The sequence below is a fragment of the Pseudomonas sp. C27(2019) genome, assembly GCF_008807395.1.
In the GTDB taxonomy this organism is placed as follows: domain Bacteria; phylum Pseudomonadota; class Gammaproteobacteria; order Pseudomonadales; family Pseudomonadaceae; genus Denitrificimonas.
The window spans coordinates 1,652,097-1,678,244 of record NZ_CP043320.1; the positions used below are offsets into that span (position 1 = coordinate 1,652,097).

The 26,148-nt window shown below is 47.8% G+C and carries 28 protein-coding genes; 8 read left to right on the plus strand and 20 right to left on the minus strand.

Translation table 11 applies throughout. The features are described from left to right. Positions 1-98 precede the first annotated feature (98 nt). Both fabA and fabB read left to right on the plus strand, forming a co-directional pair. Positions 99-614 (plus strand): 3-hydroxyacyl-[acyl-carrier-protein] dehydratase FabA, encoded by a 516-nt coding sequence (gene fabA / locus FXF61_RS07470; RefSeq protein ID WP_151184678.1) that lies wholly within the window; start codon positions 99-101, stop codon positions 612-614. 12 nt (positions 615-626) lie between these two features. Then, on the plus strand, positions 627-1,844 hold the full coding sequence (fabB, locus tag FXF61_RS07475; RefSeq protein ID WP_151184679.1) for a beta-ketoacyl-ACP synthase I: 1,218 nt from the start codon (positions 627-629) through the stop codon (positions 1,842-1,844). Positions 1,845-1,927: 83 nt separating this feature from the next. On the opposite strand, the gene FXF61_RS07480 is transcribed toward fabB, so the two are convergent. Further along, positions 1,928-2,911 (minus strand): YhdH/YhfP family quinone oxidoreductase, encoded by a 984-nt coding sequence (locus FXF61_RS07480; RefSeq protein WP_151184680.1) that lies wholly within the window; start codon positions 2,909-2,911, stop codon positions 1,928-1,930. 34 nt (positions 2,912-2,945) lie between these two features. Further along, positions 2,946-3,965 (minus strand): protease SohB, encoded by a 1,020-nt coding sequence (gene sohB, locus FXF61_RS07485; protein ID WP_151184681.1) that lies wholly within the window; start codon positions 3,963-3,965, stop codon positions 2,946-2,948. A gap of 289 nt (positions 3,966-4,254) precedes the next feature. On the opposite strand from sohB, the gene FXF61_RS07490 reads away from it, so the two are divergent. The 3 genes from FXF61_RS07490 (at position 4,255) to FXF61_RS07500 (ending at position 7,348) form a co-directional block, all read left to right on the plus strand. Further along, a complete protein-coding gene (locus FXF61_RS07490) occupies positions 4,255-4,965 on the plus strand; it encodes a histidine phosphatase family protein (protein WP_151184682.1) in 711 nt (236 codons plus the stop codon). Between the two features lie 53 nt (positions 4,966-5,018). Continuing rightward, entirely contained in the window at positions 5,019-5,333 is a 315-nt protein-coding gene (locus tag FXF61_RS07495) for an SCP2 sterol-binding domain-containing protein (RefSeq protein WP_151184683.1), read from the plus strand. A gap of 77 nt (positions 5,334-5,410) precedes the next feature. Continuing rightward, positions 5,411-7,348: a DUF389 domain-containing protein gene (locus FXF61_RS07500; RefSeq protein ID WP_151184684.1), complete on the plus strand. Its 1,938-nt coding sequence runs from the start codon at positions 5,411-5,413 to the stop codon at positions 7,346-7,348. 231 nt (positions 7,349-7,579) lie between these two features. Here the strand turns inward: FXF61_RS07500 and speE are convergent, their stop codons facing one another. Together speE and cysB are read right to left on the minus strand one after the other, a co-directional pair. Then, complete coding sequence (gene speE, locus FXF61_RS07505) at positions 7,580-8,440, minus strand: polyamine aminopropyltransferase (RefSeq protein WP_151184685.1); 861 nt, start codon at positions 8,438-8,440, stop codon at positions 7,580-7,582. A gap of 117 nt (positions 8,441-8,557) precedes the next feature. Further along, positions 8,558-9,532, minus strand: a complete 975-nt coding sequence (cysB, locus tag FXF61_RS07510; RefSeq protein WP_151184686.1) for an HTH-type transcriptional regulator CysB — start codon at positions 9,530-9,532, stop codon at positions 8,558-8,560. Positions 9,533-9,671: 139 nt separating this feature from the next. On the opposite strand from cysB, the gene FXF61_RS07515 reads away from it, so the two are divergent. Then, positions 9,672-10,385, plus strand: coding sequence for a 4'-phosphopantetheinyl transferase (locus FXF61_RS07515; RefSeq protein WP_151184687.1), 714 nt, complete (start codon positions 9,672-9,674; stop codon positions 10,383-10,385). 114 nt (positions 10,386-10,499) lie between these two features. Here the strand turns inward: FXF61_RS07515 and FXF61_RS07520 are convergent, their stop codons facing one another. The 5 genes from FXF61_RS07520 to FXF61_RS07540 all read right to left on the minus strand — a co-directional run bounded on the left by FXF61_RS07520 (position 10,500) and on the right by FXF61_RS07540 (position 14,452). After that, positions 10,500-11,240 (minus strand): S-methyl-5'-thioinosine phosphorylase, encoded by a 741-nt coding sequence (locus tag FXF61_RS07520; protein ID WP_151184688.1) that lies wholly within the window; start codon positions 11,238-11,240, stop codon positions 10,500-10,502. 10 nt (positions 11,241-11,250) lie between these two features. Continuing rightward, positions 11,251-12,249, minus strand: a complete 999-nt coding sequence (gene nagZ / locus FXF61_RS07525) for a beta-N-acetylhexosaminidase (RefSeq protein ID WP_151184689.1) — start codon at positions 12,247-12,249, stop codon at positions 11,251-11,253. Continuing rightward, complete coding sequence (locus FXF61_RS07530) at positions 12,234-12,776, minus strand: L,D-transpeptidase (protein WP_151184690.1); 543 nt, start codon at positions 12,774-12,776, stop codon at positions 12,234-12,236. Before FXF61_RS07530 ends, nagZ begins: the two co-directional genes overlap by 16 nt. A gap of 31 nt (positions 12,777-12,807) precedes the next feature. Then, positions 12,808-13,479: a TetR/AcrR family transcriptional regulator gene (locus tag FXF61_RS07535; RefSeq protein ID WP_151184691.1), complete on the minus strand. Its 672-nt coding sequence runs from the start codon at positions 13,477-13,479 to the stop codon at positions 12,808-12,810. A 139-nt stretch (positions 13,480-13,618) separates the two neighbouring features. Next, positions 13,619-14,452: an undecaprenyl-diphosphate phosphatase gene (locus tag FXF61_RS07540; protein ID WP_151184692.1), complete on the minus strand. Its 834-nt coding sequence runs from the start codon at positions 14,450-14,452 to the stop codon at positions 13,619-13,621. A gap of 345 nt (positions 14,453-14,797) precedes the next feature. Between FXF61_RS07540 and FXF61_RS07545 the strand changes: the two genes are divergently transcribed. Both FXF61_RS07545 and FXF61_RS07550 read left to right on the plus strand, forming a co-directional pair. After that, positions 14,798-16,432 carry a methyl-accepting chemotaxis protein gene (locus tag FXF61_RS07545; protein ID WP_151184693.1) on the plus strand — a complete coding sequence of 545 codons (1,635 nt, stop codon included), beginning with the start codon at positions 14,798-14,800 and terminating at the stop codon, positions 16,430-16,432. A 110-nt stretch (positions 16,433-16,542) separates the two neighbouring features. Continuing rightward, on the plus strand, positions 16,543-17,040 hold the full coding sequence (locus FXF61_RS07550) for a SprT family zinc-dependent metalloprotease (protein WP_151184694.1): 498 nt from the start codon (positions 16,543-16,545) through the stop codon (positions 17,038-17,040). A 26-nt stretch (positions 17,041-17,066) separates the two neighbouring features. Here the strand turns inward: FXF61_RS07550 and FXF61_RS07555 are convergent, their stop codons facing one another. The 11 genes from FXF61_RS07555 to FXF61_RS07605 form a co-directional block, all read right to left on the minus strand. Then, positions 17,067-18,434: an ATP-binding protein gene (locus FXF61_RS07555; RefSeq protein ID WP_151184695.1), complete on the minus strand. Its 1,368-nt coding sequence runs from the start codon at positions 18,432-18,434 to the stop codon at positions 17,067-17,069. A gap of 17 nt (positions 18,435-18,451) precedes the next feature. Further along, on the minus strand, positions 18,452-19,129 hold the full coding sequence (locus tag FXF61_RS07560; RefSeq protein WP_151184696.1) for a response regulator: 678 nt from the start codon (positions 19,127-19,129) through the stop codon (positions 18,452-18,454). A 108-nt stretch (positions 19,130-19,237) separates the two neighbouring features. After that, complete coding sequence (gene flhB / locus FXF61_RS07565; RefSeq protein WP_151184697.1) at positions 19,238-20,374, minus strand: flagellar biosynthesis protein FlhB; 1,137 nt, start codon at positions 20,372-20,374, stop codon at positions 19,238-19,240. 12 nt (positions 20,375-20,386) lie between these two features. Then, positions 20,387-21,163: a flagellar biosynthetic protein FliR gene (gene fliR, locus FXF61_RS07570; RefSeq protein WP_151184698.1), complete on the minus strand. Its 777-nt coding sequence runs from the start codon at positions 21,161-21,163 to the stop codon at positions 20,387-20,389. Positions 21,164-21,175: 12 nt separating this feature from the next. Further along, positions 21,176-21,445 (minus strand): flagellar biosynthesis protein FliQ, encoded by a 270-nt coding sequence (gene fliQ / locus FXF61_RS07575; RefSeq protein WP_151184699.1) that lies wholly within the window; start codon positions 21,443-21,445, stop codon positions 21,176-21,178. A 9-nt stretch (positions 21,446-21,454) separates the two neighbouring features. Continuing rightward, entirely contained in the window at positions 21,455-22,216 is a 762-nt protein-coding gene (gene fliP, locus FXF61_RS07580; protein ID WP_151184700.1) for a flagellar type III secretion system pore protein FliP, read from the minus strand. After that, positions 22,213-22,608: a flagellar biosynthetic protein FliO gene (gene fliO, locus FXF61_RS07585; RefSeq protein ID WP_371921507.1), complete on the minus strand. Its 396-nt coding sequence runs from the start codon at positions 22,606-22,608 to the stop codon at positions 22,213-22,215. The genes fliP and fliO overlap by 4 nt, the downstream gene beginning before the upstream one ends. Before the next feature lie 88 nt (positions 22,609-22,696). Next, positions 22,697-23,158, minus strand: coding sequence for a flagellar motor switch protein FliN (gene fliN, locus FXF61_RS07590; RefSeq protein ID WP_151184702.1), 462 nt, complete (start codon positions 23,156-23,158; stop codon positions 22,697-22,699). A 32-nt stretch (positions 23,159-23,190) separates the two neighbouring features. Continuing rightward, complete coding sequence (gene fliM / locus FXF61_RS07595; protein WP_151184703.1) at positions 23,191-24,162, minus strand: flagellar motor switch protein FliM; 972 nt, start codon at positions 24,160-24,162, stop codon at positions 23,191-23,193. A 23-nt stretch (positions 24,163-24,185) separates the two neighbouring features. Beyond that, positions 24,186-24,689 carry a flagellar basal body-associated FliL family protein gene (locus FXF61_RS07600; protein ID WP_151184704.1) on the minus strand — a complete coding sequence of 168 codons (504 nt, stop codon included), beginning with the start codon at positions 24,687-24,689 and terminating at the stop codon, positions 24,186-24,188. A gap of 67 nt (positions 24,690-24,756) precedes the next feature. Beyond that, positions 24,757-26,088, minus strand: coding sequence for a flagellar hook-length control protein FliK (locus FXF61_RS07605; protein WP_151184705.1), 1,332 nt, complete (start codon positions 26,086-26,088; stop codon positions 24,757-24,759). Positions 26,089-26,148: the final 60 nt, after the last annotated feature.

A 26,148-nucleotide genomic window follows, 5' to 3' on the forward strand; every position in this document is an offset into this window, starting at 1 on the left:
AATGTGTTAAAAACACGCTAATACGTTGAATGTCACCATTAGCAAGATGGAAATCCATCACCCATGCAGTACACGATTAGGCACGTTGAGGAGCCCGCATGACCAAACAAAACGCCTTCACCTACGAAGAACTGCTCAAGTGCAGTCGAGGAGAGCTCTTCGGTCCAGGTAATGCGCAATTGCCCGCACCGAATATGCTTATGATGGATCGCATTGTGCACATCTGTGATACAGGCGGAAAATACGGTAAAGGACAAATCACTGCTGAGTTGGATATTACTCCTGACTTATGGTTTTTTGCCTGCCACTTTGAAGGTGATCCTGTGATGCCAGGCTGTCTAGGCCTAGATGCTATGTGGCAGCTCGTGGGTTTTTATCTCGGCTGGCAAGGCAATCCCGGACGCGGACGAGCACTGGGTTCAGGCAATGTCAAATTCTCTGGACAAGTGTTACCAACAGCAAAAAAAGTCACGTATCAAATTGATATTAAACGCACCATTAACCGCTCTTTAATTTTAGCAATTGCTGATGGAAGTGTGAGCGTTGATGGCCGCGAAATTTATACAGCCGAAGGCTTGCGTGTCGGCTTATTCACTTCTACAGACTCTTTCTAAAGGATGACCAGTATGCGTCGCGCTGTAATCACTGGAATGGGCATTGTTTCTTGCCTAGGTAACGACAAAGAAACCGTATCTGCCAATTTACGCGCAGGTAATAGCGGTATTCGTTTTAACCCGTCTTACGCTGAAATGGGCTTACGCAGCCAGGTTTCAGGTACTGTTGATATTGATCTCGAAGCGCTAATCGACCGCAAAGTGTTTCGCTTTATGGGCCAAGCAGCTGCATTTACCTATTTGGCCATGCAGCAGGCCATTGAAGACAGTGGCCTCAGCCCTGAGGACGTCTCTAACCCGCGTACAGGTTTAATTGCTGGTTCAGGTGGTGCATCCACCCTAAACCAAATGGAAGCCATTGATACCCTGCGCGAGAAAGGCGTCAAGCGTATTGGCCCATACCGCGTCACCCGTACCATGGGTAGTACTGTATCGGCGTGCCTAGCTACACCGTTCCAAATTAAAGGTGTCAACTATTCAGTGTCCTCTGCATGTGCGACCAGCGCACACTGCATTGGCCAAGCGCTTGAGCAGATCCAGCTGGGCAAGCAAGATATTGTTTTTGCCGGTGGCGGTGAAGAAGAGCACTGGAGCCAAAGCTGCCTATTTGATGCGATGGGCGCGCTGTCCACACAGTACAACGACAGCCCAGAAAAAGCCTCGCGTGCTTACGATAGCAAGCGTGATGGTTTTGTGATTGCTGGCGGTGGCGGCATGGTCGTGGTCGAAGAACTCGAACATGCGCTTAAACGTGGTGCAAAAATCTATGCTGAAATCGTCGGCTACGGCGCAACATCTGACGGTTACGACATGGTCGCACCGAGCGGTGAAGGCGCAGTTCGCTGCATGCAGCAAGCCTTAGCCACTGTTGACACGCCCATCGACTACCTCAACACCCACGGCACATCAACACCTGTTGGTGACGTTGCTGAAATTCGCGCTGTGCGTGAAGTGTTTGCCGACAAGGCACCCTCTATCAGCTCAACTAAAAGCTTGTCAGGTCACTCGCTGGGCGCCGCTGGCGTGCAAGAAACCATCTACTCGCTGCTGATGATGGAAGGCAACTTTATTGCTGGTTCAGTCAATATTGATGAGCTTGACGAAGAAGCCAAAGGCCTACCTATCGTTGAGAAAACTCAAGAGAACGTCACGCTAAACACAGTAATGAGCAACAGCTTTGGTTTTGGCGGCACCAACGCCACCTTAGTGCTGAAACGCCACACCAAGTAATTTAGCGAGCGCTTGTAGAAACGGCCACTGCAATTTAATTGCGTGGCCGTTTTTATTTACAATGGATTCATCTTTACAGCAGCTCAGTCAATGCGCACTAAAGTGCGTCCCGCTTGCTGGCTGGCCAACATAGTCGCAATGGCATTAGGCACATCTTTTAAACTGATTTCCTTAACCAAACTTTCTAAATCAAGCTTCCATTGCAAAGACAGCTTATCCCACATCGATGCTTTATGAAGCAAAGGCAGTTCAACCGAATCAACGCCGAGCAGATTGACACCGCGTAAAATAAACGGCAAAACACTGGCTTTAAAGTCAATACCCGCGGTAAGCCCACAACAGGCAGCGCTGGCACCGTACTGCAACGCTTTAACAGCATTGAATAAAATATCGCCACCAACGGTATCAACCACACCTGCCCACCGCGGCTTCAGCAATGCTTTATCCGCTCCTGCTGTTAGCTCTTCACGAGAAATCACCGTTTGCGCACCTAACTGATGCAAAAAATCAGCTTGCTCAGCCTTACCAGTGGCTGCTGTAACCTGAAAACCCAACTGATTCAATAGCACCACAGCAACTGAGCCAACACCGCCAGTCGCACCAGTGACCAGTACGGGCCCAGCATCGGCAGTGAGCCCCGCATCCAATAGTTTATCGACACACAACGCTGCGGTTAATCCTGCCGTGCCTAAAATCATCGACTCACGCAGCGACAAACCCGCTGGACGCTTAATCACCCAGTTAGCCGGCACACGAATATATTGTGCTAAACCACCGAAGGTATTCATGCCCAAATCGTAGCCGGTGACAATCACTTCATCGCCTGCAGCAAATTCTGGGTCGCTTGAATGTGCAACCACGCCTGCCGCATCAATGCCGGGCGTATGCGGAAACTGACGCGTGACACCTCGGTTGCCGGTTGCCGACAGTGCATCTTTATAATTTAACGATGAGTAATGCACTTTAATCAGTACGTCACCCTCTGGTAAATCATCAAGCGAGCGCTCAATTACTTTTTGTTGAAAATGCGGTGTCTCAGTGACCCATAATGCTTGATATGTACTCATTGTCTATCCTCAGCGTTTACTCGTGCATGATGTATTAGCCTAAAAAACGGCGTTGCAGGCGCTCCCAGCCTTTATCAGCAATGTGCTCTGCAGCAGCGCCTGCAGTTAAACCAACGCGCTCTTGCAGGCTTTTCTTTTGTACGAACTCCAATGCGTATAAATCAGCGTTTGCAGCACACGCAGACAAATACTCATCACTGGTTTGTAGCTGATCGACCAACTGCTGCTGTTGCGCATCAGTACCTAACCACACTTCACCAGTGGCGACCGAATTAATATCAAGTTGCGGCCGATACTGCACAACAAACTGCTTGAACAGATCATGGGTGGTTTGCAAGTCCTCTAAAAACTTCGCGCGCCCCTGTTCAGTATTTTCACCGAGAATGGTCAGCGTGCGCTTGTGCTCCCCTGCAGTTAAAACCTCAACATCGATATTGTTTTTCTTTAATAGTCGATGAATATTGGGCAACTGTGCAACCACTCCAATCGAGCCAAGCACAGCAAAAGGTGCACTTAGAATTTTATCGCCAATACAAGCCATCATATAACCGCCACTGGCTGCCACTTTATCCACACAAACCGTTAGCGGGATTTTAGCATCACGAATACGCGCCAACTGTGAGGCTGCTAGGCCATAACTGTGCACCATGCCACCGCCACTTTCCAAGCGTAAAACCACTTCATCAGTTGGCCTAGCCACAGCCAGTAGCGCGGTAATCTCATGGCGTAAACTGTCTACAGCAGAGGCTTTGATATCACCATCAAAATCTAAGACATAAATACGTTTTTTTTCAGTACCACTTTTCTTCTCTTGCTGCTGCTTAGCTTTTTTGCTTTTTTTTAATGCTTTGAGTTGTGCTTTATTAAGCACGCTGTGCTCAATACTATCTTTTAAATCTGAATAAAACTCATTGAGACTACTAACAGTCAGCTCACCACTGCGTGTGCGACCGCGCGAACGCATGGCCGTTGCTGCTGACAAAATAACCACAACCACCAGTAAAACCGTGACCGCTCGCGCTAAAAAACCAGCATATTCAAGTAGAAAATCCACTGCAAACTCCTTAAACGATAATAATTTGTATCTTACATGAGCAAACGCATCGCTTCATACCGATTACCTAGAAGCTTGGCAATGCTAACGCCAATAAATAAATGACTGTAGCGTGCATTATTGCAGTCTTACCAGAAACTAAATACATCTGCCTAAGTTTGCCGGATATGCGTATACCCTGAAGCGCTAGCATCGAGGCATATTTCAAACAATCGTATGAAATTCATTTGACAGCTTCGCTCGTTCGCAATAACCTCGAGCGCTGACATATCTACAGGTGTTTATTGCATTGGGTAGCATTTATTTAATTCGACATGGCCAAGCGTCTTTTGGTGCGGATGACTACGATGTTCTTTCACCACTTGGCGTGCAGCAGGCAGAAATCCTCGGCGACCATTTAATCGCTACAGGTGTAACCCTTAACGCGTGCTTCAGTGGCGATATGCTGCGCCAAAAAGATACTGCCTTAGCTGCACTAGCGCGCTTTTCTCATGCAAACTTAACTGCGCCGCCTTTAACGATTGATAGCGCTTTTAATGAGATCGATGTCGACAATATTATTCGTTTGCTTGTACCCAAAATGCTCGACCAAGAACCTCACGCCACTGAAAGTTTACGCAACCCTCTTCAGGATAAAGCAGAATTTCAACGCTTATTTTCTATGATTATGCAGCGCTGGGCGACTGAAACTGATGACATTCCAGACCATTTGCGCTGGTCAACATTTACCCAAACCGTTGACGCAGGTTTGCAACGCGTACTTAATAGCGCTGGAGCCAATGACCACATCGGTATTTTCACCTCTGGTGGTACCATCACTGCGTGCTTGCATTTGCTTGCTGGTATCCCAGCACGCAATGCTTTTGAGCTTAACTGGCAAATCGTAAACACGTCACTGAGTCGTTTAAAGTTTCGCAACGACTCAGTCATACTGACTTCTTTTAACAGTCATGCTCATCTTGACTTGTTAAAGAACAAAAAACTCATCACTTACCGTTGAGTTTTTAATATCACGCGGCATCAACCGCACAAAAACCTTAAAAAGGATCTATTATGTCTTCTACCGCTGAGATCATTAAAACTCTAACCGCTAAATTTAATGCTGATGCCGCTGCTGGCTTAGATTTAGTCTTCCAATTCAACATCGAAGATGCTGAAAACTACTATGTTGTTGTTAAAGACGGCACCTGTGACGTACAGTCTGGCGACAATGACGATGCCAACGTTACTTTGATCATGGACAGCGAAACCTTTAAAGGCATTGCAACCGGTGAAACTGACGGCATGCAAGCATTTATGGGTGGCAAGCTGCGCACTGAAGGCGACATGATGTTAGCCATGAAGTTGAGCGAGCTATTCCCAGTTTAAGTTGTAATTATATGTCGTAACTAAAAGCCGGATTAAAATCCGGCTTTTTTAATCGCAACCTGTTTAGGAGAGTACGGATGCTGTGCAGTAAGGCTGTATTTATCTATGACGACGCTGATAATCCGCGCGTACAGGCTGTTGTTGACTTCGCCAAGGCCAATAGCATTGAGCTGTCACAGATGTCTGTCAGCGCTTTTCTGGCGCATCCTGGGCAGCCCCTTGATTTTGCTCAGCATGTTGTCGCGCTGTGCTCCGATGCAGATTTTGCTAAACGCATTGAGCTGGCCCAATCCATGGGTTTTAGTCTTGGTATTATCCCCGTTGATCACCAGCAAATACGTCTGCGTGAATGGTTTATGCTCACTGGCAAACTAGAAAAACACATTGAGCTGGCTTTTTCTGAACCTAGCAAAGCCATTGATATACTGCATTGCAATGATGAGGTAGTGTTAGGTTCGATTATGCTCGGCCAAACCCCATTCTTGGACCAAAGAAGTCGTATTTACCGCCGGCGCTCCGAATCAAAAACACACCGCTTATTCTATTTAATAGCGATGCTATGGAACAGCGTGCGCAACCTATTCGCTATTCAACCCTTTGCTATTACCTTATCCATTGGCAATGAGTACAGCGCCAAAACTGCAATCACCGGCTTAGTGGCGATTGAGAACAACGTCAATAATGCTGCTGCACGCTTAATTAATACGCGAATTTGTGTACAAGACAGTAAGTTATCCACCTTACTGATTGCCCCAAAATCAGTCAGCCAATACCTCAGCTTTTTAATCAAAGCACTGTTTAGCGCTGACAAGCACGTCAGCCGCTTGCCGGACTCCATGAGCTATGTGCGTAGCAGCTATTTGCGCTTGGACAGCACGCAACCACTGACCTACTACCTTGACAGCGCTAAGCGAGAAGCCAAGAGCATCGAGCTGCAGATCCACCCTGAAGCGGTGCGAGTTAACTTACCTGACGCCTACTATGCAGGCCAAAGCGACCGGCGCGGCGGCAAGGATACGTTAAAGCTCGAAAACCTACCGCTCGGCGAGCAGCGTCTAGATATGATTCAGCAGCGCTTACCGCTCTTTACCCACGCCCTCGAAGAGGACTTTAAAGAGCTGTTTATGCAACTGCGCGAGAATGCGCAAACCCACAGCAGCTTTATCTCATTGATGATGCTTAGCAGCTTGGTAGCCAGCTTAGGTCTATTCTTATCCAGCCCCGCGGTGATTATCGGCGCCATGGTGCTTGCACCCCTGATGTTACCCATTGTGTCTTTATCCATGGCACTGTTGCGCAACGATCAAACTCTGCTGAAACAGTCCCTAACCACCATTGCCATTGGTGTTGGCTTAGCGATGGGTATGGCGGCAATACTGGCCTTGATTATTCCGATCACGCGAGTAACGCCAGAAATGACTGCGCGTCTGCACCCCAACCTACTCGACCTGGGTGTGGCGATCTTTTCTGGTATGGCCGGCGCTTATGCGCATGCTCGAGAAAGTATTATGAAAAGCATGCCTGGCGTGGCCATTGCCGTGGCTTTGGTGCCACCGCTGTGTGTTGCCGGTATCGGTATTGGCTGGTGGGATTGGCAAGTGATCAGTGGTGCTACCCTGCTCTTTTTGACCAACTTAGTCGGCATTGCCCTCGCTGCGGCCCTGACTTTTTTAGTTCTAGGCTATGCACCCATTGTTAAAGCACGCCGTGGCCTAACTTTATCTTTACTGTTGATGCTAGCCATTGCCGTGCCACTCACTTGGTCATTCCAAAGCATGTACAGCACTTGGCAGGTAGAACAACAGGTTGATGCGCTTTCATTAAGTATCCACGAGAAAAGTCTGTACTTAAATGTACTGCACGTGCAGATTCGCAGTGCAGACATCTATATACAACTTGAAGTCAGCTCAAGCTCAGAAATTACCCACGCTGATTTTGTTGCATTAAAAAAACAACTTGAAGAACGCCTAGGCAGCCCGATTCGCTTAGATATCACGCCGCGTATCAGCCTTTGACAGCGCCCCGCAGTTAGCCTGCGGGGCTTTGTGTGCTATTGGCAAACAACAGCCAAGTATCCACTGCTGGGTAGCCAGCCACGCAATCGTCCAATATCAGCTGCACATCAGCAGAACATAGTGACGACGCACCGCCCTTAACGGGCGATGTTTCTTGTTTTACAGTCTGCAATTCGCTCAGAAATGCTTCGCGCGCCTGCCCTTTACCGGCGAGGCTTTACGGCGGTTTTTCTAATCGTTTGTTATTTTGCCTATGGCTTGCAGCACATACTGCGGCAAAGCAAATGCAGCTTGGTGTATATCAGCATTGTAGTAGCCTGTGGCAATACCGGTATCAGCAAAGCGCTTGCGCAAGGTCTCTAAACTGATTTGACGTGTTTGCTGGTTTTTAGCTGCCCAAGCAAAGGTCATACTGCCACCGATGTACGTCGGCACTGCTGCATGATAAAAATGCCAGTCAGCAAATAAATCTTGGATATTTTTAGCGGTCGTTTTGACTTCTTCAATTTGCAAAAATGGCGTGCCGTTTTGTGCTACAAAAATACCATCATCGCTTAAGCAGCGGTGACAGGCTTGATAAAAGCCTTCTGAGAACAAAACTTCAGCAGGACCGGTTGGGTCTGGACAGTCACTGATAATGACATCAAATGTCTCAGTGCAGTTGGCAATAAAGCGCATGCCATCATCAATCACTAAATTAACGCGCGGATCATCATAAGCGCCGTTGGAATGCTTGGGTAAATACTCTTTACACATATCCACCACAGACTGGTCAATCTCCACCATGGTGATGCGTTCAACATCAGCATGACGACAGACTTCACGCAACATACCGCCATCACCGCCACCAATAATCAACACATTGCGTACAGCACCGTGCGCTAAAATAGGTACATGTGTGAGCATCTCATGGTAAATAAACTCGTCGGCTTCAGTGGTTTGAATTGCACCATCAAGGGCCATCACTCGCCCCATTTTGGCATTTTCAAAAATAACTAAATGCTGATGCTCGGTGCGTACCTCATGCAGCATTTTATCAATCTTAAAAAACTGCCCATAATGCCCATGTAGCGTTTCACGGTAATCAGTCATGCTATCCCTCAAAATGTAATGTTAAATCTGCGGTCATTATACGGTATGCAACGCTAAGTTCCTGACATCCTTGCTGGACAAGCGTGTCACTAACAGCCGACAACTGACTTATGCTGTTTAATATACTGGTAGCTCAATATTCTTAAATAATTCTTCAATTTCATCTTTGCTACGCGCCTGAATCACTTTGCCTTGTACTTCGCGATCCAAATGCGGAGCAAAACGCTCAATAAAATCACTCATAAAACCGCGCAAGAAAGTACCGCGACGAAAGCCAATTTTAGTCACACTTGACTCAAATAAATGGCTGGCATCCAGCGCCACTAAATCTTGATCTTGTAACTCATCAACCGCCATGCCAGCGACAATACCCACGCCCAAACCTAGGCGTACATAGGTTTTAATGACGTCAGCATCAGCGGCAGTAAAGATCACCTTGGGCTCTAGATCAACTTGATTAAAGGCTTCATCTAGCTTTGAACGACCAGTAAATCCAAATACATAAGTAACAATAGGAAACTCTGCCAAAGCCTGCAGTGTGAGCTTGGGCACAGTGGTCAGCGGATGGTCTTTAGGTACAACTACACAACGGTTCCAGCGGTAACAGGGCATCATAATCAGATCGCCAAACTGCTCCATACCTTCTGTGGCAATGGCAAAATCAACAGTGCCATCGGCTGCCATCTCAGCAATTTGCGTTGGTGTGCCTTGGTGCATATGCAAAGCGACATCTGGGTATTCCTGCATAAAGCTGCTAATCACTGTCGGCAACGCATAACGCGCTTGGGTGTGCGTGGTGGCAATCGATAAAGTCCCTACCCGTTCATTGGAGAACTCTTGGCCAACCTGCTTAATATTTTCACATTTGCGCAATATTTCGCCCGACATTTTGATAATGCGCTCACCGGCAGCCGTCACTCGAGTTAAGTGTTTACCACTGCGGGCAAAAATCTCCACCCCCAATTCATCCTCGAGTAAACGTATTTGTTTGCTTATGCCCGGCTGCGATGTATAAAGGGCTTGTGCCGTGGCTGATACGTTAAGCCCATTTCGTGATACTTCCCAGATATAGCGCAATTGTTGTAGTTTCATAAATACCTCGGCAGTCTGTGCACATAAGCCTTAAAATAATCTGCTACTTATAACTGCAACGCTAAATTTATTCTAGTGTTATAACTCTTTATTTATCCAAGCAGCCCTGCAAGTGCTGCACCTGACGACTCAAACTGACATGCCTGTAGATTTTTTGAGCCAATTACAGCAGCACTGGCCCTTTGTGACCGCTCTGCCAAACTGCACCCTGGTATCCGCTTGCTTTAATCAAGATGCACTGACGCCTGAATTGGTGGCTGACTGCGCAATTGATCTGCCCAAAGCAACCAGCAAGCGCCAAGCCGAGTTTTTAGCCGCACGCCTGTGTGCGCGCAAGGCCTTGCACATCCAAACCGGCCTTGCCAGCCTACCTACTCAACAAGAAAACAGCCGTATTCCGCTCTGGCCAGCACAGAGTTGCGGCTCAATGTCTCACAGCCACAGTCTTGCGGCAGCGCTGGTGGGTGATAGCCATACTTGGCAAGGACTCGGCATAGATATAGAAAAACCTCTCAGCCCCAAGCGCGCACAGCGCTTAGCAAAAAACATTTTAACCACGGCTGAGCACGACACATACGCACTGTTAAACAGTGGGCAGCAGGCCATGTACTTAACAGTGGTTTTTTCATTTAAAGAGAGCTTGTTTAAAGCACTGAACCCGCTGACCGCTCGCTACTTTAGTTTTCATGACGCACAGGTATTGGACTTAAACGTTGCCGATAGCGGTCATGCGCGCTTGCGTTTAGCTAAAGATTTATCAAGGGATTGGCCTGCAGGCAGTCAACTAGAGGGACAGTTTTCACAGCTGCATGGCAGCGTTATCACGTTGGTGAGCATCGCTAGCCGCAGGTAGAGCCGCTCCACACCCACACAAATACGCGTAGGGTGGGCATTTATGCCCACGGCTTCTGATCTCGCGGGCATAAATGCCCGCCCTACAATCTAGGCATCTGTAGGAGCGCAGCGGTTAAGCCTGACTGAGCATGCGCGCTAAAATGATTTTCACTTTTGACATCCCAGCATTCAGTGCTGCGTCAATTTGCGCCATGGTAATCACACCTGATGACTTGCCAGCAGCAGGGTTGACCACTAAGGCTAAGCAGGCGTATCTCAAGCCCAGCTCACGCGCCAAAACAGTTTCTGGCATGCCCGTCATCCCCACCACATCACAGCCATCACGCTCCATACGCTTAATTTCCGCAGCAGTTTCTAAGCGCGGTCCTTGCGTGCAGCCATAAACACCATGGTTGTTGCAGCTGTAACCACTGGCCGCAACCGCAGCAATTAAGCGGCGACGCAACTCAGCATCATAGGGGTAGCTAAAATCAACATGCGTCACGTGATCCAGCTCACCTTCATACAGGGTATGTTGACGGCCAGAGGTGTAATCAATGATCTGATCAGGAATACAAAAACAACCGGTTTTTAAGTTTTCGGTAATCCCGCCGACCGCATTGATCGCTAAAACTGCATTTGCACCGGCTTGGCGCAGTGCCCACAAATTAGCCCGATAATTCACCTCGTGCGGCGGAATACGGTGTGGATGACCATGACGGGCTAAAAATAAAACTTCACGTCCGGCGTATGATCCGCGCAAAATATCAGCGGAAGGTGCGCCATAAGGGGTGTCAATAAACATCGCATCGCGAATCGTCAGTCCTTCCAGCTGGGTTAATCCAGTGCCACCAATAATCGCGTATTTATTCATTGACCACCTCTTATCCGTTGCTTGTCAGTGTTTTCAGTATGTGTCTTGCTGATTGCCAGCGCGGATGCTGCTGAAAATCATGCTGCGAAATATAGCGTCCATACATAGCAGATAAATCAGCACAGGGGGCAATATTCTCTGCTTGCAATGCACTCAATGCCTGTTCTGCAGCACCTCGATCGTTGCATATTAACCCAACATTACAGCCTGCGTTAAGGGCCGCCAGCAGACGTTGTGCGGCATCACCTGCGACATGCGCACCCGCCATCGATAAGTCATCACTAAACAAGACGCCAGGATAATTAAGCTGCTGGCGTAAAATATCTTGTAGCCAAACTTTGGAAAAGCCCGCAGGTGCAGTATCAACTTGTGGGTAAATGACATGCGCAGGCATCAAGCCAGCGAGCGCGTGCTGTAAGTGTTTAAAAGGGATTAAATCCGCTTGCTGAATATCAGCTAAGCTGCGCTCATCCACAGGAATGGCGACATGTGAGTCTGCTGTCACCCAGCCATGCCCAGGAAAGTGCTTACCCACTGCCGGCATTCCAGCGGCTTGCATGCCCTGTAGAAACGCGCCCGCGAGCGTATTGACAGTATCGACATCACCGCCAAAGGAACGCAAACCAATCACCGCACTGCGGCCATAATCTAAATCTAAAACAGGCGCAAAACTAAAGTCGATACCCATCGCCAACACTTCCCAGGCCATCAACCAACCGCACTCACGCGCAACCTGCTCAGGATTACCTGCGGTTTGCAACAAACCCATCGCTGGTAAGGCAACAAAACCTTGGCGCAGGCGCTGCACGCGGCCACCTTCTTGATCAACAGCAATCAGTAGATCATTGCGCACCTCGCGAATAGCACGGCACAGTTCACGCACTTGACCTGGATGCTCGATATTGCGTGCAAATAAAATTACCCCGCAAACTTGCGGTTGACGTAGCAGGTGGCGATCCTCAGCGGTTAAATAGGTGCCGCCAATATCCAGCATTAATGAGCCTTGCATGGAGTGTCCTTAACCTGTGTCTGTAATATCTGCGCCGCTGTTGCATGCTCACTGATTGCAACAGGACAGGCATCAATAAGCTGGGCAAAGAGTTCAATAATGTCGTGATTGGCCATGCGGATACAACCATGCGAATAGGGTTGACCAAGGCGTGACTCTTCAGCCGTGCCATGGATATAAATATAACGTCGAAACGTATCACTTTGGCCTAAACGATTGCGCCCCAGCTCACAGCCGCTGAGCCATAAAATTCGGCTTAAAATCCAGTCACGCTGTGGGTAGGCTTGATCAAGCTCAGGTGACCAGATTTCACCGGTCCAGCGCCGCCCACGCAATACCGCCATGGCCGGCAAGTCAGCACCTATTTTTGCTCTGATATAGTGCAAGCCGCGTGGCGTGCAACCCGAGTTATTTTGCTCACCAGGACCATTTAATGCAGTGGATATTGTATAGGTTGCCTGCCACTGGCCCTTAGAGAACGCATACAGACGCTGCTCTGCAATCGACACATGCAGATAATCAATCATTGTTTCACCACACGTGCTTAAAATTAACGGGCTATTTTTTAATCACAGGCTGCATACCGACTGCGTCTATAACACCGTCTGCACGCAAGCCTGCAGCTAAAAATGGGACCATCAAGCGCAGCACTTGTTCAGTGTTCATATGCACCTGATATTCAGTTTCAGCAATGGCGCGCAGTGCTTTAATACCTGACATGCTAAATGCCGCCGCACCAATCATAAAATGCACACGCCAAAACAGCTCAATGGGCTGTACTTCAGGTGCAGCCTTATGCAATAGCAGCATATAACGGTGAAACACCTTGCCGTACATATCGTTTAAATAGCGACGCAAATGCCCCTGACTCTGACTGAAAGCAAGGCCGAGCAAGCGCATAAAAATGGACAAATCATTACCGCTACGGGGTTTGACGGCAAGGGTTTGCTGCACCAACACATCCAGCAATAACTCAACGGTCCACGGCGGCTGATCAGCACCTGAACGCCGATCGAGCTCTTCATCCAAGCTGGCGCATAAGGGCCCCAAAAATCTTGAGAAAACCGCTTGGATCAAGGATTTCTTTGAACCAAAATGATAGTTCACTGCTGCCAAATTCACCTGGGCTTTGCTAGTAATCAGGCGCAACGATGTTTCTGCAAAGCCTTTCTCAGCAAACAGAATCTCTGCAACATCTAAAATTCGCTCTACTGTGTCTGACTGAGCCATGCATACTTCACTCTAGATAAATGTTTTAAACTTACGTTTGAAGTCCATTTGCTGTCAAGCCTCTTAACTCAACAAAAGCATATACATCATTGGGCCATATGCTTTAGTTAAACACTGTAAAGATGCCGTTGCCGCGCGCCTACTCCCCTGCCGATGCCCAGTCAATAAAGCCTAACTGCCAAGTGGCTAAGATCAACAAGCCAAAGACAATCCGATACCAAGCAAAAACCGCATAACTGTTATTGGCAATAAACTTCAGCAGCGCACGCACCGCCAGCATCGCAAATATAAAAGATGTCACGAAACCTAGCGCAAACACCGGCAAGTCGTCTCCGCTGGCAAACAGTTCGCGGTGTTTATACATGGAATAGACTGCAGCACCAACCATGGTTGGCATCGCTAAAAAGAAAGAAAACTCAGTTGCAGCTTTGCGTGACAAGCCAAAAAACAAACCGCCAATAATGGTCGAGGCTGAGCGCGAAGTGCCCGGCACCAAGGCTAAGCATTGTGCACAACCAATCTTTAAGGCCTGCTTCCAATTCATATCGTCTACGGTGTCTGCCGCAATGCTGTGTGTGCGCTTTTCAGCCCATAACATCACCACTCCGCCTACCACCAACGCGGTCGCAACAGTAACGGGGTTAAACAACCATTGCTCGATCAAGTCAGCAAAACTTAAACCCAAAACCACAGCAGGAAAAAAAGCTACCAGCAGGTTTGCGGTAAAACGTTGTGCCCCAGCTTCTCGCGGCAAGCCAACGACAACGCTAACGATTTTGCGTCGATACTCCCACATCACCGCTAAAATGGCGGCCAATTGGATGATGATATTAAAAGCTTTAGCACGTTGCCCACCAAAGCCAATTGCATCGGCAACAATAATCTGGTGCCCCGTGCTCGACACTGGCAGAAACTCGGTTAAGCCCTCCACCACACCTAAAATAATTGCCTGTACAGCGAGCCAAATATCCATAGATCCCTATTAATTTTTTACTATTAACAAAGCAGCGCATCTTACCTTCGAACGGCTATTTTTTCACTGAAAATCGTTTTTTATGAATAACTTAGGTTGAAATAGAGCTCTTAGTCGCATGGTTAAATAAAGCAAATCTGCTTACTCTATCTGTGATATAGACGCTTGCACTGCACCTCTAGTTGTTGTGCAAGCAAGGAAAACTTAGTCAAACTGGCATTTTTACAAACGGATTGAAAAACATTAAATTTTTGCTTTAAGCATCCGATACAACCCCATAAGCACACAACACACCTCTAGCAATCGCAGCACAGATATGCGATTTCGTTTCCTTGGAGCTCCGCTATGCAGTTTCTTCGTCAAATATCCATCAGCAAGCGTCTTTGGCTTATTTTCTTAATCGCTGTTGGCATGTTTATTGTTTTCGGAGCTTTAGCTCTAAAACAGTCTTACGATTTAATGCATTCGGCTAAAGCGGTAAAAACCCAACATATAGTGGAAAGCACAATAGGCACGCTGGAATATTTTAATGACCTAGAGAAAAGTGGACAAATGACCACTGCCCAAGCGCAAGAACATGCGAAAAAGGCACTGAGTAAACTGCGCTATGGCCGCAATGACTATATCTTTGTCAATGACTTAACACCCACAATGATTATGCACCCCATGTCGCCTGCTTTGGACGGTAAAGACCTGTCCGATTACAAAGATCCCGATGGCAAACTGATTTTTAATGAATTTGCGCGCATTGCCAAACAGCAAGGCTCCGGCTTTTTCAGCTATCGCTGGCCAATGCCTGGCGCCAGTGCACCTGTTGAAAAAATATCCTATGTACAACTGTTTAAACCATGGAACTGGGTGGTTGGTTCCGGCGTGTACTTAGATGATATTCATGCTGAATTTCGCACAGCCACGATCAAAGTCAGTGTAATGGGCTTTTTTGTTATTGTTTTCATTGCCTTATTCATTATTAGTATTATGCGCAGCATTGTCACACCATTAGAAAATGTTGTAGCAGCCATGCATAACATTGCCAGCGGTGATGGTGATTTAACCCAAGAACTGAGCGTTAATGGCAAGGATGAAATAACCGAGCTGAGTCAGAACTACAATACTTTTGCTCTGAAGTTACGCAGCACTGTTAGTCATTTACTGAGTAGCGCCACAACCCTTAAACAATCAGCCGAGGCTTTAGGTCTACAAGCCACTGAAGCGCTTGATATCAATGAAAACCAATCACAACAAACTGAGCAAATAGCCACAGCAATTAACGAAGTTACCTATGCGGTGCAAGATGTTGCTAAGCATGCCGAACAAGCAGCTTCAGAAGTGTCGCAAGCCACAGAGCAAGCAGTTGCCGGTCAAACCAATATTGATAACAGCTTGCGCCAAACTGACCTGCTTTCAGCAACCATTGCGCAAGCAGTTAACGTCATGCAAACGCTGGCAGAAGAAAGCAGTCAAGTGGGTCGCGTTCTTGATGTGATTCGCTCAATCGCTGAACAAACCAACTTACTGGCGCTTAATGCTGCTATTGAGGCGGCGCGCGCGGGTGAACAAGGCCGTGGTTTTGCGGTGGTGGCTGACGAGGTACGCTTACTGGCACAACGCACACAGCAATCCACTGATGAAGTACAAACGATGATTGAAAGCCTGCAGAATAACTCACAGGCAGCAGTTAGCGTAATCAACGAAAGCAGCAACACCGCGCAAGCAACCGTTGAACAAGCACAGCAAGCACAGGAGAGTCTAGCCAGCATCAGCAATGCACTGCATACCATCAATGACCTCAACGCATCAATTGCCAGTGCAACGCTTCAACAATCGCATGCTGCTGAAGAGATCAATCAAAACGTTACCCAAGTTGCAGCCTTGTCACAATCAAGCAACGAATCGGCTCACGCCCTGAGTCAATCCAGCGAGCAACTCAATCAGTTAGCAAGCGAGCTTAATCAACAACTTGGACAGTTTAAAGTTTAATTGTAATACACTGCCAGTAACGCGCCTCTCTTCAGCACGCTGTGAGGGGCGCTTACACCAGACTAACACTGCAAAGCGCAGCAGCACTGCGACTTAATAACCAAAACACTATGCCTGAGCTTATCAAAGAGCGCGTGGAAGCCTGCTTTAAAACCGCAGAAAACCACTTTAACTGCTCACTTCAACGACCTGAAATCAGCTTCAAACTGCGCGGGCAAAAAGCCGGTGTGGCGCATATTTGCGATAACCGTTTACGTTTTAATCCGGTGTTGTATCAAGAAAATCCTGAGCACTTTTTACTGCACACTGTGGCCCACGAAGTGGCACATCTAGTGGCCTATCGTCTTTACGGCAAAAATATTCGAGCGCACGGTCGTGAGTGGCAAGCAGTGATGGAGGAGGTGTATGGACTCCCCGCTAACCGCTGTCATAGCTATGCAGTCAAACGCAAGCCAAGCACACACTATCTGTATAGTTGCCAATGCAGCACACGCGAGCCTTTTGCGCTCAGCGCCCAACGCCATGCTCGCAGCAAAAAAGGCACGCGCTATATATGCAAAGAATGTCGCACCACTTTGCTTTACACCAGCAAAACAGTACAACGCTAGCGCCTACCTATATGCATCAACTGCAGCTAATTTAATGGAAAGATGATTCTAAACTGCGCGCCACCAAGCGGCGAATCTTCAACAAATAGCTGGCCGCCATAGCTATCGATAATATCCTTGACTACAGCAGTACCAATACCCTGCCCTGGATACTGTGTGTCTAGGCGTTCACCTCGCTTTAGGATGCGTTCACGCTGATGCTTAGGGACGCCAGGGACATCGTCTTCTATTATTAACTCGCAGCCCGTTTCAATCAGACTCGCGCTAATGCGGATCTGACTGAGGCATAAGCGGTAGGCATTTTCCAGCACATTACCCAGCAGCTCCAACAACGCACCTTGTTCGACAGGTACTCGTAGCTCTTCTGCATAGTTTTGCGTCACAACAACGCTTTTATCGCGATAAACTTTATCTAAAGCACCGAGCAAACTCTCCAGCAAAGGCTTGAGCTTAACTTGGTAACGTAACAAGCCGCTTTTGCGTAAACTGGCACGCTGCAGCTGATAACTGATCTGCTGGCTCATGCGGCTAACCTGCCCCTGCAAAGTATGGACTTGTTCACTATTGTCTGGGTTTACCGACAACACTTCGCCAACCCCCTGCAAAACAGCTAGAGGCGTTTTTAAGCTATGCGCCAAATCATCCAATGAGTGGCGATAGCGTTCACTTTGCTGGCGTTCGCTTTCCATCAGACGGTTTAAAGATCGCGTTAAACGTAACAGCTCACGCGGATGCTGATCGCTAAGTGCCGCTCGCTTACCTGTCTCAACTTCATCAAGTTCTGCACTTAGACCGCGTAGGCTGCGAACGCCCCAGCCCAACCCTAGCCATAAAAACCCCAACAACAGCAACAACGCAAAACCCAGCCACACATACAGCTGCTGGCGCAAACTGATATACATCACTTCGTAATCACTGACAGGTTGCATGGTAACAATACTGAAATCAGCATTTTTACCACGCAGTAAATCCACTTCAACGTCATAGATAAAATATTCACGCCCATCAATATCTATGCCACGCAAAAACTCATGGCCTCGACCGTCGTATTTGGGCTGATAGTTGAGTTGAATTGCCTTGGAACTGCTTGAGCGCCAAAGTAAATTACTTTTATTATCGTAAATCATGCCTGTCTGACGCGCAGGAAGAATATCAAACTCCTCATCGGGGAGCTTTTCTGGCATACGCAGCTGCCCATCAACAATACGAGCTGCCGAGATCAAAGCACTAGCATCAGCCGCCAAGCGCTGTTCAATAGACGTTTCAAGCGCAACGGTAAAGACTTGCTTTAAGGCTGGAAATAAAGCCAACATAAACAGCGACACTGTCACCGCAGCACCGAGCATTAGGCGCATGCGTAGAGAAGATGTTTTATTATGTTTGCGTGTAGGCATATTAGTATTTGACTCGACTAACGACACACTTGGTTAAATAAATAGCCCTGTCCACGCACTGTTTCAATCGGCTTAAAACCAGAGTCGCCCTCAAGTTTACGTCTTAAGCGCCCCACTAACACTTCAATAACATTCGGATCACGGTCTTCATCGTCAGGATACAGCTGCTCGATGAGACGATCCTTAGACACCACCTGTTGATGATGGCGCATTAAATATTCAAGGATCCGATACTCATAGGCTGTCAGTGCAAGGCTTTGATTCAATAGGGTGGCTTGTTTACTGTTTAAGTCCAGCAGTAATGGTCCAGTACCTATAGTGGACTGCACAAAGCCAGATGAACGGCGCAACAGCGCATTTAAACGTGCTTCAAGTTCTTCAAACTGAAAGGGTTTAACCACATAGTCATCCGCACCTGCAGCCAGACCCTCGACTTTATTCTGCCAATTTCCACGTGCAGTTAGCACCAAGATAGGAAACACTTTACCTTGATTACGCAGCTCACGAATCAAATCTAAGCCATTCATGCCAGGCAAACCAAGGTCAATAATGGCTAAATCATGGTTATATTCACTGACTTTATAAAGCGCTTCTTCAGCATCAGCCACTGCGTCGACAACATGGCCATGCTCACCCAACCGCGTGTACAAGTGGTGGCGTAGTAATGCTTCATCTTCAACGACTAACAGCTTCATGCGGGGATCTCAAAGACAAGGTGTTTATATTCTAGGTGACTTATCCTAACTATTGTGCCTAAACAGATCTGAACACCAGCTGAACCGCTGCTTGAGCACGATAAGCTGCTACTCATCTCGACGTAAATCATCGGGAATTTCAGGTTCTTTAATCATCGAAGGCTTTTTAGCTTTACCAGCATGGTACTGGCGCAACTGATAGACATAGGCTAAGACCTGGGCAACAGCGAGGTACAAGCCGGCAGGGATTTCTTGGTCGATTTCAGTGGAATAGTACACAGCCCGCGCTAAAGCCGGCGACTCCAGCAAAATAATTTTATGCTCATTGGCGATCTCGCGTATTTTCAAAGCCGTGTGATCACCACCCTTGGCTAGCAAAATCGGTGCTTGCCCATTTTCAGCATCATATTTAAGGGCAACAGCAAAATGCGTCGGGTTAGTAATGACCACATCAGCCTCAGGCACCGCGCTCATCATACGCCGCTCAGCCATCTCTCGCTGTAGCTGGCGAATACGGCCTTTAACCTCTGGCTTCCCTTCGCTATCTTTATATTCGTCACGCACTTCTTGTTTGGTCATTTTCAGCTTTTGTTTGCTATCCCAGATCTGAAAAGGGATATCCACTGCAGCGATAATAATCAAACTACAGGCCAACCAAAAAGCACTCCAACCGACCACTTGCATGCTGTGTAAAATGGCCATTTCCAGCGGCTGCGCAGCAATTTCAATCAACTCATTGCGCGCTCGCGCCAAAACAAACAGGGCGACAGTCAAGACAACAGAAAACTTACCCAGCGCCTTCAGTAGCTCAACAATCGACTTCATGGAGACCATTCGCTTCAAGCCAGATAGCGGATTCATACGGCTAAATTTCGGAACTAATGCCTCCATTGAAAACAACCAGCCGCCCAAGGCCACAGGCCCTACAACTGCTGCAACTAATAGTACAAAAAACAACGGAATCAAGGCGTCACCGGCCATTAATGCTGATTGCAAGAGGTTGATCACCATCGAGCGCTCATCCAGCAAAAGCTCACGAGGCAAAGTAAAGTTCTTATGCATCACCTGCATAACTCTTTCCCCGAGCGCACCACCAAAGGTCAACAAACCTCCAGTACCAGCCAACACTACAGCTAATGTATTGAGCTCTCGTGAGCGAGCAATCTCACCCTTTTTACGCGAGTCTTGTTTGCGTTTCTCGGTAGGGTCTTCACTCTTTTCAGCACCGCTTTCGCTTTCTGCCATAACAGCTCTCCGCTAGTGTGCTTGCGCAAGGCCGCGCAACATAAATAGCGCATCACTGGCCATGCGCTGGTATTGCGCCAAGATATCCGAGGTCGACAGCCAAAAGATGATCAAGCCCATCACCAAGGTCAAGGGGAAACCAATGGTAAAAATATTCAATTGCGGCGCTGCGCGGGTCATCACTCCAAAAGCAATGTTAATTACCAGTAGTGCGCTCACAGCCGGCAGCGCTAATAATAAAGCCGCGCCAATCACCCAACTCAAACGCCCCGCCAAAATAGCAAAATTACCAACCTCAAGCGTTTGTCCAACCGGTAAAGTCACAAAGCTTTCTGCCAGCACTTCAAACACCACTAAATGGCCGTTCATGGCTAAGAACAATAAAGTGACTAGCATCAGCAAAAACTGACCCAGCACCGGCACTGACACTCCAGTTGCTGGGTCCATCATCGAGGCAAAACCCAGCCCCATTTGCATAGAAACCATCTGCCCTGCAAAAACAAAAATATGGAAAAATAACTGCAAGGAGAAGCCTAGCATTGCACCAATGATGATTTGCTCGGCAATCAGCAGAATGCTTCTTAGGCTCAAGGCATCGACGTGCGGCATCTCCGGCAAGACGGGCACTAAGGCCAAGGTTATTGCCAAAGACAAATACAAACGCACACGCTGCGGTACCAACTGTGTGCCAATAATCGGCATCACCATCAATAGTGCAGCGATACGAAACAGTGGCAACAAAAAACTGCTAATCCAGCCAGCAATTTGTGCGCTACTGAGTTCTAGCATGATCTGTCCAACTCAACCAATCACATAGGGAATGCTATGAATCAGTCGTGTCGTGAACGCTACCCACTGGCTGAACAACCAAGGTCCCAGCACAATCAGTGTGAAAAAGCTGACCAACAAGCGCGGTAAAAAGCTTAAGGTTTGTTCGTTAATTTGGGTGGCAGCCTGGAACATAGCCACTAATAAGCCCACCAACAAACTGGGCACAATGATAGCGGCGACAATCAATGCGGTATGCGATAGCGCTTCGCGAAATATATCAACAGCGACTTCAGGGGCCATAACCTTCTCCTAGAGCGTGCCAAAACTGCTGGCTAAAGTGCCGATAATCAATGCCCAGCCATCCACCAGCACAAACAACATGATTTTAAACGGCAAAGAAATAATCAAAGGTGACAACATCATCATACCCATTGCCATCAAAATACTTGCCACAACTAGATCAATAATCAAAAACGGAATAAAAATCATAAAACCGATCTGAAAAGCAGTTTTCAATTCCGAGGTAACAAACGCAGGGATCAAAATAACTAACGGCGTCGCTTCTGCAGATTCGATATCGGTGCGCTTTGCCAGTCGAATAAACAGTTCTAAATCCGACTCTCGGGTTTGTGCCAGCATAAAACCTCGTATAGGCCCCTCTGCAGCAGTCAGCGCTTGTTGCACGCCGAGCTCTTCATTCAGGTACGGCTGCAATGCCTCTTGATTGATGCGGTCAAAGACTGGCGCCATGATAAACAGTGTTAAAAAAATGGTTAAACCAATTAGAATCTGATTTGAAGGTGTCTGCTGCAGCCCTAATGCCTGCCTTAAAATCGAAAAGACAATAATGATGCGGGTAAAGCAGGTCATTAACATCACAAAGGCTGGAATAAAGCCCAGTGCAGTCATGATCAATAGTATCTGCAGACTAACTGAATATTCCTGCTGCCCTGCCGCATCGGTAGTGAGCTTTATCGCAGAGATCAATAACGGATCATCAGCTGCAAATACACCAGTAGCACTCAGCAACAATCCGCCTGCCAGCAGCACGCGCGCAATTAGGGCGATCATGACACGTCCTTTGCTTTGCTTTTTAAGGCCTCTGCTAAACGCTTAGCAAAGGCTGAAGACAGGTTGCCTTCTGGTGCACTCACCTCCACAGGCTCTTGCATAACGTGCAAGGGTACGATTGTTCCTGGCGTTAAACCCAACAATATCTGCTCTTTGCCGACCTGCACCAAAAGCAACCGATCACGCGGCCCCAAGGCCTGCGTGGCCAACAATGAAATAACCTGCTGCGAACCTTTCACCGGCAAACTGTGCTGAATGCGGCGCACCACCCAAGCTAGCAAAAAAATCAAACCAATGACCAGCAGTAAGCCAAACAGCAATTGCAACAGCTGCCCACTGACCTCACTTGACTCAAGCAAGCCGGTATTAACTGGCGCTGTTTTGGCTGCCATTGTTTCAGTGCTTTTTGCTGCAGTCAGTACATCCTCTGCCCAAGCACTGCAAGAGACGCACATCAGCATGATAAAAAGGCGCATAGCTTTACCGTAGTTTTTTAATACGCTCGCTTGGACTGATCACATCAGTCAAACGAATACCAAATTTCTCGTTAACCACAACCACTTCACCGTGCGCGATCAAGGTACCATTGACGAGCACATCCAGAGGCTCCCCTGCCAGTCGATCCAACTCAACCACTGAGCCTTGATTGAGCTGCAACAAGTTACGAATACTGATATCCGCACTACCCACTTCCATCGAAATACTGACTGGAATGTCTAAAATAACATCTAGGTTAGGCCCACCGACACTTGTCAAACTATCATCTGCTTTGTGTTGGTTTGGAAACTCCTGCATTGGCGCTTTTGCTGGCCCATTACTTTGTGCCAGCATGGCATCAATTTCATCTTGATCAGTTGCAGTGCCTGCCTCAGATAAAGCCGCTGCCCACTCATCAGCAAGCGCTTGATCTTCACTGGAGACGTGCTCGTTTTCGTCAGTCATATTCTTTTCTCAACTATCAAGTAAAGCTAAAATCAGCTGTTTTTTCGTATAGGGCCAACCACTTGTAGGGCTAAGTTACCGTGGCTGGCTCCCAGTTTAACTTTAAAAGTTGGCACGCCATTGGCACGCAGCAACATGGTCTCTGGCATGTCTACCGGAATCACATCACCGGCCTTCATATTCAGAATATCGCGCAATTTCAATTGCCGACGTACCACAGTAGAGCGCAAAGGCACTTTTACATCTAAAACATCTTCGCGAATGGCCTTGCTCCAGCGTTCATCCTGATCATCCACGTCCGATTGAAAGCCAGCATCCAACATTTCACGGATAGGCTCGATCATTGAATAAGGGAAAGTGATGTGCAAGTCACCGCCGCCGCCATCCAGTTCAATATGAAAGGTCGAAATAACCACCACTTCGCTCGGGCTAACAATATTGGCTAAGGCTGGGTTCACCTCTGAGTTCATGTATTCAAAATCAACATCCAAAATTGCATGCCAGGCTTCTTTCAAATCAATAAAGGCCTGTTCTAAGACCATACGCACCACGCGCAACTCGGTTGGGGTAAATTCACGCCCTTCAATTTTGGCATGACGACCATCGCCACCAAAAAAGTTATCCACCAATTTAAATACCAGACGTGAGTCTAAAATAAATAGCGCGGTGCCACGCAAAGGTTTCATTCTTACTAAATTCAAACTGGTTGGCACATACAAAGAATGCACATACTCACCAAACTTCATCACCTGCACACCACCAACAGAAACATCTGCAGAGCGTCGCAGCAAGTTGAACATACTAATACGCGTATAGCGGGCGAAGCGCTCATTGATCATTTCTAACGTCGGCATACGCCCACGCACAATACGGTCTTGGCTGGTTAAGTCATATTGCTTAATTGAGCCAGGTACAACCTCATCATCAGTGTCCACAAGGCCATCATCAACGCCATGCAGCAGCGCATCAATTTCATCTTGCGAAAGTAAATCTTGTACGGCCATTTTAAGTTGTTCCTATCAAGGTTTTACTGCATGACAACATTGGTAAATAGCACCTGTTCAATCACAGGCTTACCGACCTCAATCAGCGCTAACTCTTGTACCGCGGCAGTCGCTTTTTGTTTAAGCAGTTCAATTCCTAGCACGCTATTGAGCTCTTCAAAACTCTGACTAGAGAACAACATCACCAATTGATTACGCAATGTTGGCATATGAACTTTGAGCTCATTAAGGTCAGCTTGATTGCGCCCCATCAGTGCCACACTGACCTGTAAATAACGCGCTTTACCTTCGCTTTTAAAGTTAACCACAAAAGCTGGGGTTAAAACCTCATAAATGGCTTGCTGTTTAACGCTACTTTCAACCACAGGCTGGGCTTCAGCCGGAGCGCGCCCTAAGAAAAACCAAGTACCAACAGCAGATAGTGCAACTGCCACAACTAAAGCAAGCACCGCTAAGATGATTATTTTCATCTTATTTTTTTTAGGTATTTGTGCTGCTTGCTCAGACGTTTCAGAATCATTTGCCATTTGTCTACCACCACTTAAAAAATCATGTCCGACAGTTTACCAGCCTAATCAATATATGCAGGACTGATTATGCATAATAATCAACTAATCCAAGACGGCCATCTTGTTGCTCATGCAACGGGGTAACCTGTTGTTGCACCTCTTCGCCGTTATCTGTACCCGCGCCCGCGCCTGTACGCCCTTGCGCTAACTCCTGCGCCTGCGCGTCTGCTTGCTGTTGCGATTGATCTGCCACGTTAACATCCACATCTTGCATGCCTTGCTGAGCCAGCAGCTCACGCAAGCGATGCATTTGCGTTTCTAATGACTCTCGCACCCCCGCATTGGCACTGGTAAAGGTGACCTGGGTGTGCTCTTGGCTCATGTCTATTTTAATATCTAGACGGCCAAGCTCAGCAGGATCGAGCTTGATCTCAGCTGACTTTAAGTTTTGCGATGACATCCACATCACTTTATCAGTCACCTGCTGAGTCCAGCCCGGTTGCTGCATTGCTATCGCGGCGCCTGGCACCTGACGCGTTTGCTGAGCTGCTAGCAGTGGATCTTGGCGTGGTTGCATATCAGCACGAATGCTGTCTGTAGGCGTCACCGCTTTCGAATTAAGCAAGGTATCGGGGGCAGCTTTAACTGTTTCAAGCAGGGCTGTGTTATTTGCTTTATCAGCAGCTCCTTTTTCTACCAGCACCTCAGCGGCCTTACCTGAGGTGCTGGTCAAGATTGCCGCTTTTTCCGATAATCCAGAAGTGTCTGTTTTACTTGAGTTTTTCTCGAGCACAAGGGCCTCGTCCTCAGTCAACAGCGCCTCGCTATCCAGCGGTTCCTCGGTAGACTCCAGACTGATTGTCACCTGACGTGTCAGCAACTGCGCTTCACTGCCAGCACTTTTAAGTACAGTCTCAGCTGTTTGCTCCGCGGGCGGCGCTATCATCGCCATCAATAGCAAAGGATCAAGCACATCTTCACCCACATCAAGTATCGGCTCTAGCGTATCCTGCGGCAATTGATTGCCGCCCTGCTCTACACGCGCCTCACTAGATGATGCATCCGCATTTACTGGGGCATTACTGGTATCGTCTGACTCTGTACGGCTGTCTTTAGCAACCGTTGGCTTTTTATCAGCTGTTTGAGCTTTATCTTTGACTGGTGCTGCTGCACTTTTTGCAGCGCTATGGCGCGCGGCCTGCTGCTGCTTTTCTTGCTGAAGCGCATCGCTACGCTGCTGTGCCTGCTGCGCTTGCTGCTGATTGGCTTTGACTATGCGTTGTTGCTCATACACAGCAGAAAAGCTTTGCGGTGCTGCTGGTGCTGAGCCTCGCTGAGGTGCAGCATGACTCGGCGCAGTCACTGCTGCACGCGGTGCTTGCGCCGCGGGGCGCAATAAAAAATCCGTGGTTGCCATGGTGTTACTCCTACCTTAAACCAATACTGGCTTAATCAAAGCAAAATTCAAGCCAACACC